This is a genomic window from Pseudomonas sp. FEN (genome assembly GCF_904067045.1).
Taxonomy (GTDB): Bacteria; Pseudomonadota; Gammaproteobacteria; order Pseudomonadales; family Pseudomonadaceae; genus Aquipseudomonas.
The window spans coordinates 578,439-593,507 of the sequence record NZ_CAJFDC010000010.1 but is presented as its reverse complement, the minus strand read 5'-3'; the positions used below and the strand labels follow the sequence as shown (position 1 = coordinate 593,507).

The following is a 15,069-nucleotide window of genomic DNA, read 5'->3' as shown; positions in this document are numbered from 1 at the left end:
ACTTCCATACATCGAATGATCGAGGAAACCGGCATGAACCCAACGCACACCGTGACCCGCAACTCCTTTCCCGGCACTGGCAAACTGCTGCTGACCGTTCTGTTCAGCGCCTTGAGCCTCGGCGCCTGGCAGGCCGCGACGGCGGCGGTCCCCAAAGACACGCTGGTCATCGGCAAACCGGCCGATCCGCAGACCCTCGACCCGGCCGTGACCTTTGACAACAACGACTGGACCATTACCTATCCGTCGTACCAACGCCTGGTCGGCTACAAGATCGAGGGCGACAAGAGCAGCACCGAGGTCCAGGGCGACCTGGCCGAAAGCTGGACTGTTTCCCCGGACAACCTGGTCTGGGAATTCAAGATCAAGCCCGGCAACAAATTCGATGACGGCGCCCCGGTGGATGCCGCCGCGGTGAAGTTTTCCTTCGACCGTCTGATGACCCTCAAGCAAGGGCCGTCCGGCGCCTTCCCCGAGGACATGGTGGTGACGGTGGTCGATCCGCAGACCATCCGCTTCACCCTGAAAACACCGTTTGCACCCTTCCTGTTTACCCTGGCCCACAACGGCGCCTCGATCATCAACCCGGATGTGCTGACCAAGAGCGCCGACGTCAACGCCTGGCTGTCCAGTCACACCGCCGGTTCCGGTCCCTTCCGCCTGAGCAATTGGCAGAAAGGCCAGTCATTGACGATGGAGCCGAACAGCTATTTCGCCGGGCCCAAGCCGGCGCTGAAAAGCGTGGTCATCAAGATCATCGCCGAACCCTCGGTGCGCCGCCTGCAACTGGAACACGGTGACCTGGACATCATCGAGGACATGCCCGAAGACCAGCTCGGCGTACTCGCCAAGAAGTCCGGCGTGGTGGTCAGGGAGTTCCCGTCGTTGCGGGTGACCTACCTGTACCTGAACAACAAGAAGGGTCCGCTGAGCAGCGTCGATGCGCGCCGGGCGATTACCGAAGCGGTGGACTACAACGGCATCGTCAAAGGCATTCTCAAGGACAAGGCCAAGCTGATGAACGGGCCGATCCCGGATGGCATGTGGGCCTATGACAGCTCGTTGCCGCCGATGAAACAGGACCTCGCCGCCGCCAAGGCCAGCCTGGCCAAGGCCCCGCAGAAGATCACCAACCTCAGCTACATGTACTCGGACAAGGATCCCAACTGGGAACCGATCGGCCTGACCCTGCAAGCCGCGCTGGCACCACTGGGCATCAACCTGAAAATGGAAAAACTCGCCAACGCGACCCTGCGCGAACGCGTCGGCCAGGCCGACTACGACATTGCCTCGGGCGCCTGGAGCCCGGACTTTGCCGACCCCTACATGTTCATGAACTTCTGGTTTGACTCGAAGATGCAGGGCTTGCAAGGCAACCGTTCGTTCTACAGCAACCCCGAAGTCGACACGCTGATCCGCGAAGCGGCCGCCACCAGTGACACCGCCAAGCGCGTCGAGCTGTACCAGAGCGCGCAGAAAATGGTGCTCAAGGACAGCGTCTACGCCTACCTCTATCAGAAGAGCTACACCTTGCCGATGCGCGATTCGGTCAAAGGCTACGTGTTCAACCCGATGCTCGAACAGGTCTTCAACCTGGGCGGCATGAGCAAGTAAACCTGCTCCCCCCGCGTCAGCCGTTCGCGGCTGGCGCGGCGTCTGATTCTCGTCGTTGCTGTGACTGAGGTGCCAAATGGCCTTCCTGACTTTATTGCGCAAGCGCCTGCTCGGCCTGGTGTTGGTCGTGTTCGGTGTTTCGCTGATTACCTTTGCAATTTCGCACCTGATCCCCGGCGACCCGGCCCGGCTGATCGCCGGCGACCGCGCCAGCGATGCGCTGGTCGCCGGCATCCGCCACCAGTTGGGCCTGGACCTGCCGTTGTATCAACAATACGGCCGTTACCTGCTGGACCTGCTGCACGGCGACCTGGGCACCTCGATACGCACCAGCCGCCCGGTTCTCGAAGACTTGCAGGCGTTCTTCCCGGCGACCCTGGAACTGGCGCTGGTGGCGCTGCTGCTGGCGATCCTGGTCGGCGTGCCGCTGGGCGTGCTGTCGGCGGTCTACCATAACCGCGCCATCGACCAGATCGCCCGCACCCTCGCGGTCACCGGCATTTCCACCCCGGCCTTCTGGCTCGGCCTCGGCGCGATTGTGCTGTTCTACGGCCAACTGGGCTGGTTGCCCGGTGGTGGCCGGCTGTCCGAAGGGCTGGCGCCGCCGCCGACCTTCAGCGGTTTCTACCTGATCGACGCGCTGCTGGCCGGTGACGGCGGCCTGTTTCTCGACGTGCTGCAACACCTGATTCTTCCCGCCGCGACCCTGGGCTTCGTGACCCTGGGCGTGGTCGCCCGGCAGATTCGCTCGGCGATGCTCGAACAACTGGCCGAGGACTACATTCGCACCGCCCGCGCCTATGGCCTGTCGCGCTGGACGGTGATCCTGCGCCACGCCCTGCCCAATGCCCTGATCCCTTCGGTGACCGTGCTCGGGCTGACCCTCGGCGACCTGCTGTATGGCGCCGTGCTGACCGAAACCGTATTTGCCTGGCCCGGCATGGGCGCCTATGTGGTCAAGTCGATCCAGTCACTGGATTTTCCGGCGGTAATGGGCTTCGCGATCCTGGTGTCATTCATCTATGTGCTGCTGAACATGGCCATCGATCTTTTGTACCGCGTGATCGACCCACGCATCGGCGAGGTGAATTGAAATGTCCATCCCCCTGACCGCCGCGCGCGGTCCACGCTGGAACGAAAAACTCGCCTACCTGGCCTACCAGATCCGCCGCAGCCCGCTGACCATGGCCGGCCTGGCGATCAGTTTTATCGTGCTGCTGTGCATGATCTTCGCCCCCTGGCTGGCCAGCCACGATCCCAACGCGCTGGACCTCGGCGCGCGCCTGATGGCGCCGTCGGCCGAGCATTGGTTCGGCACCGATGAGGTCGGTCGCGACCTGTTCAGCCGCGTCCTGTTCGGCAGCCAGCAGTCGGTGGGGGTCGGCCTGTTCGTGGCCTTTGCCTCGTGTCTGATCGGCGGCTTGCTGGGGTGTTTTTCCGGGGTGATCGGCGGGCGTTTCGACGCCCTGATCATGCGCCTGATGGACATCATGCTGTCGGTGCCCTCGCTGGTGCTGATCATGGCCCTGGCCGCGGCACTGGGCGCCAGCCTGTTCAACGCCATGCTGGCGATCACCCTGGTGCGGATTCCATCCTATGTGCGGCTGGCCCGCGGCCAGGCCCTGAGCATCCGCCAGATGGGCTACGTCAAGGCCGCGCAGACCTTCGGCGCCGGCCGCTGGCACATGGTGCACTGGCACGTGGCACGCAACGCCATGCCGCCGTTGCTGGTGCAACTGAGCCTGGATATCGGCAGCGCCATTCTCATGGCCTCGGCCCTGGGTTTCATCGGCCTCGGGGCACAACAGCCGACCGCCGAATGGGGGGCGATGGTCGCCACCGGGCGCAACTATATCCTCGACAACTGGTGGTATTCGACCTTTCCCGGCCTGGCGATCCTGATCACCGCCACCGGTTTCAATCTGCTCGGCGATGGCGTGCGCGATCTGCTCGATCCACGGCAACAGGGGAAATGAGCATGCACACTTCCACTCCAGTACTGGCCATCGATAACCTGAGCCTGGAATTCCCGGCGTACAAGAACAACGTCAAGGCGCTGAACGGCGTTTCGTTGCAGGTCAATCCCGGCGAAATCGTCGGCGTGGTCGGCGAGTCCGGCTCGGGCAAGTCGGTGACCGCCATGCTCAGCATGCGTCTGCTGCCCGAACGCAGTTATCGCATCACCGCCGGTAGCCTGCGCATGCTCGATCGCGACATGCTCGCGGCCAGCGAAAAGGACTTGCTACAGATCCGCGGCCGCGACGCCGCGATGATTTTCCAGGAACCGATGACCGCCCTGAACCCGACCCGGCGCATCGGTCGGCAAATGCTCGACGTGATCATCCATCACCAGAAGATCAGCGCGGCCGAAGCCCGTCTCAAGGCCATCGCGCTGTTGCATGACATGCATATCGCCAGCCCCGAACAGGTGTTGGAGAGCTATCCGTTCGAGCTGTCCGGCGGCATGCGCCAACGGGTGATGATCGCGCTGGCGTTCTCCTGCGAACCGCAACTGCTGATTGCCGACGAGCCGACCACCGCCCTCGACGTCACCGTGCAACGCCAGGTGCTGTTGCTGCTCCGGGAAAAGGCCCGGCAAAAAGGCACCGCCATTTTGCTGATCACTCACGACATGGCCCTGGTCTCGCAGTTCTGCGACCGGGTCTACGTCATGTACACCGGCGCCGTGGTCGAGCAAGGTTGCACCGCCGAGGTGATGGGCAATCCGCAGCATCCTTACACCCAGGGCTTGCTCAGCGGCCTTCCGGAGATGGTCGAGCCGGGACAGCCGCTGCTGACCATCCCCGGCCAGGTGCCGAACCTGGCCGCCCTGCCCGTCGGCTGCACCTTCGCCGAACGCTGCCCGCATAGCATGCCGATCTGCGCTCAGCGCCCGCGCCTCAATCCCATCAACGGTAATGAGCAACGCGCAAGCGCGTGCTGGTTACCGGTCAAGGAGCTTTCGTGATGAACAGTGCCGTGATTCACTCCGTGACCGACACGGCGCCGGAAATTCTCCGGCTGGACGATGTGCGCGTACGCTTCCCGGTGAGCAATGACTGGCTGGGCCGACCACGGGGCTACGCCCACGCGCTGAACGGCATCGACCTGCAGGTCAGGGCCGGCGAAACCCTGGGCATCGTCGGTGAGTCGGGCTGCGGCAAAAGCACCCTGGCGCAGCTGTTGATGGGCCTGGTGACGCCGAGCAGCGGCGCACTGAGCTGGGCCCCCCGCGCCGACGGCCAGGCCAGCAGCAATGTGCAGATTGTGTTCCAGGACCCACAATCCTCGCTGGATCCACGCCTGCCGATCTGGCGGATCATTACCGAGCCGCTGTACGCCCGGGGTCACGCGCCGCGGGCACAGATGCGCGCGATCGCGGCCAGGGTCGCGGCCCAGGTCGGCATCCGCCCGGAGTACCTGGACCGCTTCCCCCATCAGTTTTCCGGTGGCCAGCGCCAGCGGATCGCGATTGCCCGCGCCCTGTCGTCCGACCCGGACATCATTGTCCTCGACGAGCCGACCTCGGCGCTGGACATCTCGGTGCAGGCGCAGATCCTCAACCTGCTGGCGGAACTGCAACGCGCGCGCAACCTGACCTACATTCTGATTTCGCATAACGTGTCCGTGGTGCGGCACATGGCCGACCGGGTGGCGGTGATGTACCTGGGGCAGATCGTCGAGCTGGGCAGCGCCGCCCAGGTGCTGGATCAGCCGCGCCATCCTTACACCCGCCTGCTGTTCGAAGCAGTACCGCGACTGGGCGTGCCCTTGCATGCGGAACAGATGGCGGCGCCGACCGAGTTGCCGGGAAACCGTCGCCTTCCGTCGGGCTGTTTCTTTCGTGAGCGGTGCGCCTTGTGTACTGCCGGCTGTGAAAAACCGCAGGCATTGCTGGGAGAGACACAGCAACGGGTGAGGTGTCACGTGCAAGGCTGATCGTATCGAGCTTCGGATCAGGCCACGCGTGGGGCCTGGGCAGAATTCGTTTTTCAAAATGTGACGCCACGGGCCGAAAATGACACTAATGTGCTGTAGGCCATTGGATTTTTCACGTCACGGACCGCTGGACACCATGAGAAAAACGACAAAGCAGTTGCTGGTTCACGAAATCGCCGACTGGCATCATCGTGGCCTGATCGACGCCGAAGCCCGCAAGCGGCTGAGCGCACCTTACGAACAACCTGGCCAGCTGTTGTCCAGCGTGCTGCAATGGCTGGGGATCGGCGCGGTGCTGCTGATCGGCATGGCGGTGCTGGGGGGCCTGAGCCTGTTCAGCCAGTCGGTGATGGTCGGTGCAGTGCTGTTCTGCTGCGCCGGGGCCGGCTTGTGGTGGGTCGGTGTGCGCATGGCCCGCAATCCGGCCCAACGGACGCCGGTCACTGGTGTCGCGATCCTGACCATCGGCCTGATCCTGATCGGCGCAAGCCTGTTACTGGGCTCCTCAAATGATTACGAGGGCGAGTTGGGCAATGTGCCGTTGGCGCTGTTGGTCACGGCGCTGCTGAGCATCCTCACCGCCTACCGTTACCGTTTGCGCTGGCCGTTGCTGCTGGGGCTGTTGTGTGCATTCCACGGACTAGGCGCCTGGGGCCGGTACGTCGGGCATGGCGGTTATTTTTTCAATATCCAGGATCCGCGTTCGATGGCGGTGATTGCCGCGCTGGCGGCGGTATTGGGGTTATGCCACCAACTGGCCGAGGAGCGTGAACTGCGTCGCTTCTGCGGATTTGGCCGGCTGTATGTGATCTTCGGGCTGCTCTACCTCAATTGCTCGCTCTGGTTTCTCAGCCTGGATGATTGGGGCCGCGACACGCGTATCTGGACCGTGCTGTTTACCCTGGTGCCCATCGGCCAACTGGTGATCGGCGCGCGCTTCAAGCATCCGAGCTTCACCGGTTTCGCCGTCGTGTTCCTGGGCATCGACCTGTACACGCGGTTTTATGAGTACTCATGGGACCGCTTGAGCGTGGCAACGTTTTTCGCGGTCGGTGGGATCATCGGCCTGTTACTCGGCTGGTCGTTTGAACGCCTGGCCCTGAGCGGCAAGGGAGCCTCACAATGAGCCCGGATCAGCGCAATCAACAGGTGCACAAGGCACTGGATCAATGGCTGCGAGATGGCCAGATCGACATCGACCAGCACGCCCGGATTGGCCAGCGCTACGTACTGACGCGCTGGGACTGGCGCTCTCTGGGCCGCTGGTTCCTGACCTTTGGCGCGATCAGCCTGGCGGCGGGACTGCTGCTGTTTCTGCGTGAACACCTGGAGTTCAGCCTGCCGAAACTGGCCGTCAGCCTGACACTGGTAACGCTGGGGTTGTTTATCGGCGGCCGCTGGCTGATCGGCAGGCAACTGAAGCTGTTTGGCGGCACGCTGGAGTTGCTTGGCGGCTTTGCCTTGATCGGTACCAGCGTTGTGCTGGGCATGATCTATTCGGATGGCTCGGGCAACTGGCCGGCGTTGCTGCTGGTCGATCTGCTGATACTGCTGGTGCTCAGCTATGTCCTGAACAACGTCTTGCTGCTGACATTGTGCAGCGTGCTGTTCTTTGTCTGGTTTGGCGGTCGCAGCGGCTATCAGTCCGGCTGGGGCGCCTACTGGTTCGGCATGAACTACCCGCTGCGTTTTCTCGGCGCCGCGGTCGCGTTGATCGCGACGGGCGCGCTGCATTTGCACGGTGAGGCCAGCTTGCTGCGGCGTTACAACGGCTTTGCCAAGGTGTGGATTTCCTGCGGTCTGTTTGTCGCCGAAATGTCGCTGTGGCTGCTGTCGCTGTTTGGCAGCTACGAGTTGATCGACGACCCCTGGCACCTGGCCGATGCCGGCGAGCTGGTGAGGTACAACCTGCTCTGGGCGCTGGTCAGCCTGGGGATTCTGGCGCTGGGGATTCGTTTGCGTTTCGGCATGTTGGTGGGCTATGGCTCGACCTTCTTCATCATCCAGCTCTACACGCTGTTTTTCACTCAACTCGCCGAGACCCTGGGTTGGCTGATGAGTTTGCTGATAGCCGGTGGCAGCCTGCTGGCACTGGTGATCTGGCTGGAGTCCGAGCGGCAGAAACGCCGTGGCGTGACGACCGATGCTTGAATCGAAACCAGCCGGCGGCTTACTTTGATGTAGATCAATCGTGACGCTTCGAGGTTCTGTAGTTTGAAAAACCACAACCCGTCACCCATTCCCGGGGAAGCGTCATGTCCTGGTTTCGCCATCGTCAAGCAACGTTCATACGCCTGGCCATCGTGCTGTGGCTGTTGGCGTTTGGCTTGGCGGCGAGCCAGGGCTGCCTGGTACTTCCCGAGCACAATCCGGCGACAACCCATGTTTCGCTCAACATCGCGCAAGATGGCGCCAGCCACGATGCCCATGCCTCTGGTTGCCTGCAACACTGTGCCGATACCGCGATAGCCGTGAGTCCTTCGCCCCATCTTCAAGCGTTCGACCTGTTCAGTTGGTCGTTGCTGTTGCTGATCCCCGCGTTGCTCATGTTGTACCCCGCCACGCTGTCTGTTTGTCCCTTTCTCGTCCTACGGCGCCTTGCACCAGCCAAGCCGCCTGCCCGCCTGATTTTCGTCCGCCTCAACGATTAAAGCGACTTTCAGCGCGCCGAACTCCGGCCGCTACACCTGACTGCGCCAACCCGGCGCGGCTTGCTTTTACCTGTGTTGTCCTCACCCTCTGGAGATTGTCATGCATAGCTCATTGAAATTGATCCTGGCCGCCCTGCTTGTGAGCAGCCCATTCATTGCCTCGGCCGCCGACGAGCATCACCCGGAGCAGACGCCGAGCGCGCCGGCTCAAACCAGCGACACAACCACGCCCATGCAGAACCAGGCCATGACCGAACAAATGCAAAAGATGCAGGCGGCACGCGACAAAATGGTCGCCGCCAAGACCCCCGCCGAGCGAAGGGCGGCCATGCAGGAAGGCATGCAGACGATGAAAGACGGCGTGGGCATGCTGCAGCAAAACTGTAACGGCATGGGCATGTCCGGCAACAACGGCGGCATGGGAATGATGAACATGATGATGAAGATGATGGATCAACAGTCGAGCATGATGAAAATGCCCATGGGCAAGTGATCCCGAGCATAGCGATGTAGCTGCAATGGCGATTTCGCCCTGGCCGGCCAGGCCAGGGTGAAACCGCCAAACATCGAACCACTGGATAGCACTCTTTCAGGAGTACAGGACCATGATGAATGCCCCCCACGCCAGCAACACCTCGCCGACCTTCTGGAGAAGCAGACCTGGCATAGCGCTAGGCATGCTGCTGGTGATCGGGATGTTCTATCTGGCCAGGGAGCACTATGGCCATATGCTGGGCGTGCTGCCTTATATGATTTTGCTGTTGTGCCCGCTGATGCATTTCTTCGGGCACCACCACAGTGGTCACGGACATCACGGAGAAAGCTCGGCTCCCACCCAGGATGAGAAAAGGAATTAACTCATGCACAGTGTTGAACACCATCATGGGCACCCCCCAATAACCCAATCTGAAATCGAACAGCTCGCAACAGCGGCACCCGCGGCGGCCACTGAATACACCTGCCCCATGCACCCGGAAATCCGCCAGATCGGCCCCGGCATCTGCCCGAAGTGCGGCATGACCCTGGAACCGCTGATTGCCGAACCGGAGGAAGAAGAGAACCCCGAACTCAAGGACTTCACCCGGCGCTTCTGGTGGACCTTGCCATTGACCGTAATTGTCACCCTGCTGGCCATGGGTGGCCATGCCCTGGTGCTGTTTCACGCTGCCACGCAAAACTGGCTCGAGTTTGGACTGGCCAGCCCCGTCGTGCTGTGGGCCGGCTGGCCGTTTTATCGGCGTGGGGTGCGCTCAGTCATTCAGCGCAGCCCGAACATGTGGACACTGATCAGCCTCGGTACCGCGGCGGCCTACCTGTACAGCGTCGTCGCCACCCTGGCCCCCAGCGCCTTCCCCAGCGACTTCATGATGGAGGGTCGCGTTGGTGTGTACTTCGAGGCGGCGGCCGTGATCATCTCGCTGACCCTGCTCGGCCAGTTGCTCGAACTCAAGGCGCGCTCACAAACCTCGGCGGCCATCAAGTCGCTGCTTGGACTGGCCCCCAAAACAGCCCGACGGATCAACGCCGATGGCACGGAACAAGACATCCCCCTGAGCCACGTACACAACGGTGACCGGCTACGGGTGCGACCAGGGGAAAAAGTGCCAGTCGACGGCCAGGTGCTTGAAGGCGAAAGTGCCGTGGACGAGTCGATGCTCACCGGCGAGCCGATACCGACGATAAAGCGGCCGGGCGACACGTTGATCGGCGCGACTCTCAACAGCCACGGCAGCTTGGTGATGCTGGCGCAGAAAATTGGCTCGGCCACCCTGCTCGCGCAGATTGTGCAGTTGGTGGTGCAGGCGCAACGCTCAAAAGCGCCGATGCAACGTCTGGCGGACGTGATTGCCGGTTACTTCGTAATGGTGGTGATCAGCATCGCCACCCTGACGCTACTCGGCTGGGGGCTGTGGGGCCCCGAACCCAGCTGGGTGTTCGGCCTGATCAATGCGGTCGCGGTCATGATCATCGCCTGTCCCTGTGCCCTTGGCCTGGCAACGCCCATGTCGGTCATGGTCGCCACCGGCAAGGCGGCGGGCAGCGGTGTCTTGTTTCGCGATGCCGCCGCCATCGAGAACCTGCGCAAGATAGATATCCTGATCGTCGACAAAACCGGCACCCTCACCGAAGGCCGCCCCGCGTTCCATAGCGTCGAGGCCTTACCCGGATTTACTCAGCAGGAAGTACTGCGCCTGGCCGCGAGCCTCGATCAGGGCAGCGAGCACCCGCTAGCCCAGGCTATCGTCAAACAAGCACAGGCCATCGGCCTGATACTGAGCCCAGCTGAACACTTCGAGTCCGCCTCCGGTATTGGCGTCAGCGGCCTGGTCGAAGGTCACCAATTGCGCTTGGGCAATACGCTGTTGATGCAGGAGGCTGGCTTCGCCACCGAGCGCTTGCAAGCGCAGGCCGACAAGCTGCGTGGCGACGGCACAAGCATCATGTACCTGGCGGTCAACGGCGCCCTGGCGGGTTTGCTGGCGGTTGCCGACCCCATCAAGCCGACCTCGAAACGGGCGGTCGAGCGTCTGCAGGCGGATGGAGTCAGGGTGATCATGGCCACGGGCGACGGCCTCGGCACCGCGCGCTCGGTAGCCCGCCAGTTGGGTATCGAGGAAGTGCATGGCGAGGTCAAACCGCAAGACAAAGAACGCCTGGTCGCGGCGCTGCAACAAGCCGGACACCACGTGGCAATGGCCGGCGACGGCATCAACGATGCCCCCGCACTGGCGCGCGCCGACGTGGGGATCGCCATGGGCACCGGCACCGATGTGGCGATGAACAGTGCCCAGGTCACCCTGGTCAAGGGCGACCTGCTCGGTATCCTGCGGGCTCGCGGCCTGTCGCTGGCCACAGTGCGAAACATGCATCAGAACCTGACGTTCGCTTTCCTCTACAACGCCATGGGCATCCCGCTGGCCGCCGGCTTGCTCTACCCGCTGAGCGGACACCTGCTGTCCCCACTGATTGCCGCGCTGGCCATGAGCGTCAGCTCGGCCTCGGTGGTCTTCAATGCTTTGCGCCTGCGCCGTGTTTCGATAGTTTGAGTCCGGGAAGTCGGCTTGACCTTACCACTGTGGAAAGGTTGAAGATAAAGTCAGAATCCAAGAAAGCCGCAGCGTGGTTGCGGCTATCGGTCAGTGCTGTTTTTTGAACGGGAGAACACCCATGAACACCAGATTACGCATCGCGATGCTCACGACCTTGCTGCTGACCGGAGCGGCCCAGGCCGCTGAAGTCATCGACGTTTACCGCGACCCGAACTGCGGCTGCTGCAAGGCCTGGATCAAGCATCTTGAGAGCAATGGTTTCAGCGTTCGCGACCATGTCGAACCGAATATGAGCGAATTCAAACAGCGCCTTGGCGTCGCTCCGCGCCTGGCCTCCTGCCATACCGCGGTGATTGACGGTAAATTCGTCGAGGGACATGTGCCAGCCGCGCAGATCCGCGACTTGAAGAACCACCCCGACCTCGTCGGAATCGCGGTTCCCGGCATGCCCATGGGGTCGCCCGGAATGGATGGCGGCCCAACCCGGCAGCCGTATCAAGTGATAGGCCAGACCCAATCAGGCGCCGATCAGGTCATCGCCGATTATCCTGGCAATTGAGCCACGGCTTCAGCACACCTGGGCAGTCACGTGGCGGCAGCGGATGCCGCCAGGAACAGACCAATGTAACGGGCGGGCCAAGCACTCAGGCGGTCAGGCCGATCCAACCGTGGATACCCACGTACAGGCCAACGCCAATGATCAAGACGCTGGACAGATAAGGTGCCCGACGCGCAACGCTGCCCAGCCAAGGCCAGCGGTTGGACGCCTGCCGGGCGCCAATCGCCGCGGCAACCCCCACCGTGACCAGGGTCAGTGCCAGGCCGATGCTGAAGCACAGGACGAGCATCCCGCCCAGCGCGACCTCCTTGACCTGAAGACAGAGCAACAGAACCGTGATCGCCGCCGGACAAGGAATCAAGCCGCCGGTCAGACCGAACACGATGACCTGCCCGGTGGTGACCTCACGGTTGGTGAAGCGCTTGCGGATATCATTGGCGTGCGCCCGCTCATGGGCGTCCTGATAGCCATCGATCGACAACTCCAGGCCTTCCAGCTCGGAATGTACGTGCCCGTGATCATGCTCCAGATATTCCAGATCGTAATCATGGGAATGCCCGGCGTGCCCGAGACTCAGGCGCGCGCTGAATTCATGCGGCTCGGGAATATCGACCGTCGACTCCAGGAAACCTTCGCGCTCGACGAACGCAAAGGTTTGAGTGCTGCCGTCTGGACGGCTGGTCGTCAAGCGCACGTCTGAAGCCGACCACGCCTGCCCGCTCAGTGTCTTCAAGCGCCAGTGCGGTGGCATGCCCTGTTCAAAGATCGACAGTTCGACGCGGCCATGACCGGTATCGATCCGATGGGTTTCGTCATGGTGACCATGGTCATGGTCATGGTCATGGTCATGGTCATGCTCACCATGATGGTGATCATCGCCTTGCTCGAACTTGAACATCTGCTCGCCACGCCAGGTCCGCCACAGCATCCAGAGCGCAATCAGAATGATCAGCGCCGAGGACGCGAGCTGAAAGTAAGGCTCGGTGGTCTGCGCATCCAGGCCTTTGCCCAGGTACATACCGCCGATGGCCACCAACCACACCACCGCGGTGTGCGACAGCGTAGCGGCCAGGCCCAATAACACAGCCTGCTTTACCGAGCCACGGATCGCCACGATGAACGCCGCCATCATGGTTTTCGAGTGGCCGGGTTCCAGGCCATGCAGGGCGCCGAGCAGGATAGCGCTCGGGAAGTACAGCCAGGCGTGTGAACCGCCCTGTTGCAAGAGTTCAGCGAAGTTGGGCATGTCAGAACCTAGAGGTACTTGGTGATTTGTTTAAAGGCTTCCAGGGGCGCGCGCTCGCCCGTGTTCAGTGCCAAAACGGTGTCTTCCAGACAGTGATCGATGTGATCCTGGATGAGCGTGCGCTTGGCCTGGCACACCGCTTTTTCCACTGCGTGCAGTTGCTGGGCAATGTCGACGCACTCACGACCCTCTTCGATCATGGTGATGATGCCGCGCAAATGACCGTCGGCGCGCTTCAGCCGCTTGATGATCGCTTCATGACTCTGGTGGGGATGAGGATGGGGGTGGCCGTGTTCGTGCTCACTCATGACGGGCGTCTCGGGTCTCAATGAATTACCCAAATATACTATCCCCCCCTATAGGATAGATCAAGCACGGCACGGCCACAGCCGACCTGTAGCAGGCCATCGGTCTCGGCTTTATCCCGCGCCATTGCATACAGGCCAGCTCATTACCTCAACCGGCGGCGAGTCCGACCCGCGCAAGGTAGCCCTGCAACAGCGCGACCTCGTCGCTGGCGAGAATGGCCGCAATGTAGCCGTCCGGACGCACCAACACCCAGTCGCCGGCGGTGGGCGCGTAGGCGTCACGAAAGTGGCCTCCATCATCGAACAGGTCGCCGCGTGGGCCGATGATATGGATGTGCAGCCCTGGACGTGGCGGTACCAACCCGCGCTCGGCCTCATATCCGAGCAAAGTCCAGTGCGCCCCTTGAAACAAGGCGAACAGCCGGATCGGTTGGCCAGCCGCGCCCCGGACCGGCGCGTCCGGCGCGCGCTCGCCGGCGACCACCGAGCCACTACCGGCGACCTTTTGCAGCGCAAGCGAGGATTCGGGATAACCGATATCCAGTTGGTGTACCTCACGACCACGGCGCATATTGCCCCGCCCTTGGGCATCGAGCAGCCGGGTCGCCAGGCCGAGCATTGCCGCCGCCACCGGGCGGCGCTCCTCCTCGTAGGTGTCGAGCAACGTCGGCGCCGCCCCATGCACCACCGCCGCAAGCTTCCAGCCCAGGTTGCAGGCATCCTGCACGCTGGTGTTGAGACCCTGGCCACCAGTCGGCGGATGGATATGCGCGGCATCCCCGACAAGGAACACGCGCTCGACGCGATAGCGATCGGCCAGCCGCGCATTCATGTTGTAAGCCGATGCCCAGGAGACCGATTGGATCCGGATATCATCGCGTCCAGTGCGCTGCGCCACCATGGCCGCCAGCCCTTCGACACCCAGGTCGATATCGACGTCGAGCGCGATGGGGCCCTGTATCTGGAACATTTCGGTTCCGGCGAGCGGGCAAAGATAGATCTGCCGCTGCATGTCGCCGTCGTTGAAGCAATGCCAGACATCACGCGTCAGGCCCGTCAACATGACATCGGCGACGATCGCGCGAACGCCGAGGGTCTTGCCCGCAAAGCCGATATCCAACGCGTTGCGCACGAAACTGCGGCCGCCATCGGCGCCCACCAGCCAACGCGCGCGGATGCGCTCGTCACCGGCCGGGCCGGCGAGACGCGCCGTAACACCGTCCGTATCCTGTTCGATAGCGACCAGTTCACAGCCAAACTCCGGTCGGTGGCCCAACTCGAGCAAACGCTCGCGCATAACGCCTTCGGTCAGGAACTGCGGCACCATCAATGGCCGTTGATAAGGCTCGCCCGGTGTCGGCTCGGCGCGCTCCATGCCATCCGTGTCGGTAGAACTGCCATCGGCGCGGTAATGCCGCTGAGGCGGGTATTCCCCACCGGTCGCGACAAGTCGCTCGAGGATGCCGAGATCCTCGAAAATCTCCTGGGTTCTGGGCTGGATACCCTTGCCACGCGAGCCACCGAAGGGGCTCGTCAGCTTCTCGATCAGACGGAAGGCAATGCCCCTTCGCGCCAGGTCGATCGCCAGCGTCAAACCGGCCGCACCCGCGCCGCAAATCAGTACGTCGACGTCAAATTGCTCTTTCATCTCGACCTCAATATGTGTAGTTTGCACATATAAGTGTTAGTCCCGAGAGAAAAT

General features: G+C 62.4%; 15 protein-coding genes. 12 read left to right on the top strand and 3 right to left on the bottom strand.

Annotation, left to right across the window (positions count from 1 at the left end):
* The first annotated feature begins 33 nt into the window (after positions 1 to 33).
* From PFEN_RS11430 to PFEN_RS11375, 12 genes are all read left to right on the top strand, one after another.
* On the top strand, positions 34 to 1,614 hold the full coding sequence (locus PFEN_RS11430; protein ID WP_191486937.1) for an ABC transporter substrate-binding protein: 1,581 nt from the start codon (positions 34 to 36) through the stop codon (positions 1,612 to 1,614).
* A 76-nt stretch (positions 1,615 to 1,690) separates the two neighbouring features.
* Positions 1,691 to 2,707 carry an ABC transporter permease gene (locus PFEN_RS11425; RefSeq protein WP_191486936.1) on the top strand — a complete coding sequence of 339 codons (1,017 nt, stop codon included), beginning with the start codon at positions 1,691 to 1,693 and terminating at the stop codon, positions 2,705 to 2,707.
* Between the two features lies 1 nt (position 2,708).
* The gene (gene ddpC, locus PFEN_RS11420; RefSeq protein ID WP_191486935.1) at positions 2,709 to 3,590 is read left to right on the top strand and encodes a D,D-dipeptide ABC transporter permease; all 882 of its coding nucleotides are present in this window, start codon (positions 2,709 to 2,711) and stop codon (positions 3,588 to 3,590) included.
* A 2-nt stretch (positions 3,591 to 3,592) separates the two neighbouring features.
* Positions 3,593 to 4,582, top strand: a complete 990-nt coding sequence (locus PFEN_RS11415; protein WP_224770943.1) for an ABC transporter ATP-binding protein — start codon at positions 3,593 to 3,595, stop codon at positions 4,580 to 4,582.
* Positions 4,582 to 5,553: an oligopeptide/dipeptide ABC transporter ATP-binding protein gene (locus PFEN_RS11410; protein WP_191486933.1), complete on the top strand. Its 972-nt coding sequence runs from the start codon at positions 4,582 to 4,584 to the stop codon at positions 5,551 to 5,553. Before PFEN_RS11415 ends, PFEN_RS11410 begins: the two co-directional genes overlap by 1 nt.
* A 136-nt stretch (positions 5,554 to 5,689) precedes the next feature.
* Complete coding sequence (locus tag PFEN_RS11405) at positions 5,690 to 6,679, top strand: DUF2157 domain-containing protein (protein WP_191486932.1); 990 nt, start codon at positions 5,690 to 5,692, stop codon at positions 6,677 to 6,679.
* Positions 6,676 to 7,704, top strand: coding sequence for a hypothetical protein (locus PFEN_RS11400; RefSeq protein ID WP_191486931.1), 1,029 nt, complete (start codon positions 6,676 to 6,678; stop codon positions 7,702 to 7,704). Before PFEN_RS11405 ends, PFEN_RS11400 begins: the two co-directional genes overlap by 4 nt.
* A 104-nt stretch (positions 7,705 to 7,808) precedes the next feature.
* Positions 7,809 to 8,204, top strand: a complete 396-nt coding sequence (locus tag PFEN_RS11395; RefSeq protein WP_191486930.1) for a hypothetical protein — start codon at positions 7,809 to 7,811, stop codon at positions 8,202 to 8,204.
* Positions 8,205 to 8,304: 100 nt separating this feature from the next.
* A complete protein-coding gene (locus tag PFEN_RS11390) occupies positions 8,305 to 8,697 on the top strand; it encodes a hypothetical protein (RefSeq protein WP_191486929.1) in 393 nt (130 codons plus the stop codon).
* Positions 8,698 to 8,809: 112 nt separating this feature from the next.
* Positions 8,810 to 9,061 (top strand): DUF2933 domain-containing protein, encoded by a 252-nt coding sequence (locus tag PFEN_RS11385; protein ID WP_191486928.1) that lies wholly within the window; start codon positions 8,810 to 8,812, stop codon positions 9,059 to 9,061.
* A gap of 108 nt (positions 9,062 to 9,169) precedes the next feature.
* Complete coding sequence (locus PFEN_RS11380; RefSeq protein WP_224770946.1) at positions 9,170 to 11,251, top strand: copper-transporting P-type ATPase; 2,082 nt, start codon at positions 9,170 to 9,172, stop codon at positions 11,249 to 11,251.
* A gap of 121 nt (positions 11,252 to 11,372) precedes the next feature.
* Positions 11,373 to 11,813, top strand: coding sequence for a DUF411 domain-containing protein (locus tag PFEN_RS11375; RefSeq protein ID WP_191486926.1), 441 nt, complete (start codon positions 11,373 to 11,375; stop codon positions 11,811 to 11,813).
* Positions 11,814 to 11,898: 85 nt separating this feature from the next.
* On the opposite strand, the gene PFEN_RS11370 is transcribed toward PFEN_RS11375, so the two are convergent.
* The 3 genes from PFEN_RS11370 to PFEN_RS11360 all read right to left on the bottom strand — a co-directional run bounded on the left by PFEN_RS11370 (position 11,899) and on the right by PFEN_RS11360 (position 15,015).
* Positions 11,899 to 13,059: a nickel/cobalt efflux protein RcnA gene (locus PFEN_RS11370; protein ID WP_191486925.1), complete on the bottom strand. Its 1,161-nt coding sequence runs from the start codon at positions 13,057 to 13,059 to the stop codon at positions 11,899 to 11,901.
* Positions 13,060 to 13,067: 8 nt separating this feature from the next.
* The gene (locus tag PFEN_RS11365; protein ID WP_191486924.1) at positions 13,068 to 13,367 is read right to left on the bottom strand and encodes a metal-sensing transcriptional repressor; all 300 of its coding nucleotides are present in this window, start codon (positions 13,365 to 13,367) and stop codon (positions 13,068 to 13,070) included.
* Between the two features lie 148 nt (positions 13,368 to 13,515).
* The gene (locus PFEN_RS11360; protein ID WP_191486923.1) at positions 13,516 to 15,015 is read right to left on the bottom strand and encodes an FAD-dependent oxidoreductase; all 1,500 of its coding nucleotides are present in this window, start codon (positions 15,013 to 15,015) and stop codon (positions 13,516 to 13,518) included.
* Positions 15,016 to 15,069 lie beyond the last annotated feature (54 nt).

Bases quoted from the DNA above. Each gene is read 5' to 3' on its own strand.
- PFEN_RS11410 (WP_191486933.1), top strand. From the start codon at position 4,582: ATGAACAGTGCCGTGATTCACTCCGTGACCGACACGGCGCCGGAAATT.
- PFEN_RS11390 (WP_191486929.1), top strand. From the start codon at position 8,305: ATGCATAGCTCATTGAAATTGATCCTGGCCGCCCTGCTTGTGAGCAGC.
- ddpC (WP_191486935.1), top strand. From the start codon at position 2,709: ATGTCCATCCCCCTGACCGCCGCGCGCGGTCCACGCTGGAACGAAAAA.
- PFEN_RS11395 (WP_191486930.1), top strand. From the start codon at position 7,809: ATGTCCTGGTTTCGCCATCGTCAAGCAACGTTCATACGCCTGGCCATC.
- PFEN_RS11430 (WP_191486937.1), top strand. From the start codon at position 34: ATGAACCCAACGCACACCGTGACCCGCAACTCCTTTCCCGGCACTGGC.
- PFEN_RS11375 (WP_191486926.1), top strand. From the start codon at position 11,373: ATGAACACCAGATTACGCATCGCGATGCTCACGACCTTGCTGCTGACC.
- PFEN_RS11360 (WP_191486923.1), bottom strand. From the start codon at position 15,015: ATGAAAGAGCAATTTGACGTCGACGTACTGATTTGCGGCGCGGGTGCG.
- PFEN_RS11400 (WP_191486931.1), top strand. From the start codon at position 6,676: ATGAGCCCGGATCAGCGCAATCAACAGGTGCACAAGGCACTGGATCAA.
- PFEN_RS11365 (WP_191486924.1), bottom strand. From the start codon at position 13,367: ATGAGTGAGCACGAACACGGCCACCCCCATCCTCATCCCCACCAGAGT.
- PFEN_RS11405 (WP_191486932.1), top strand. From the start codon at position 5,690: ATGAGAAAAACGACAAAGCAGTTGCTGGTTCACGAAATCGCCGACTGG.
- PFEN_RS11370 (WP_191486925.1), bottom strand. From the start codon at position 13,059: ATGCCCAACTTCGCTGAACTCTTGCAACAGGGCGGTTCACACGCCTGG.
- PFEN_RS11385 (WP_191486928.1), top strand. From the start codon at position 8,810: ATGATGAATGCCCCCCACGCCAGCAACACCTCGCCGACCTTCTGGAGA.
- PFEN_RS11415 (WP_224770943.1), top strand. From the start codon at position 3,593: ATGCACACTTCCACTCCAGTACTGGCCATCGATAACCTGAGCCTGGAA.
- PFEN_RS11380 (WP_224770946.1), top strand. From the start codon at position 9,170: ATGCACCCGGAAATCCGCCAGATCGGCCCCGGCATCTGCCCGAAGTGC.
- PFEN_RS11425 (WP_191486936.1), top strand. From the start codon at position 1,691: ATGGCCTTCCTGACTTTATTGCGCAAGCGCCTGCTCGGCCTGGTGTTG.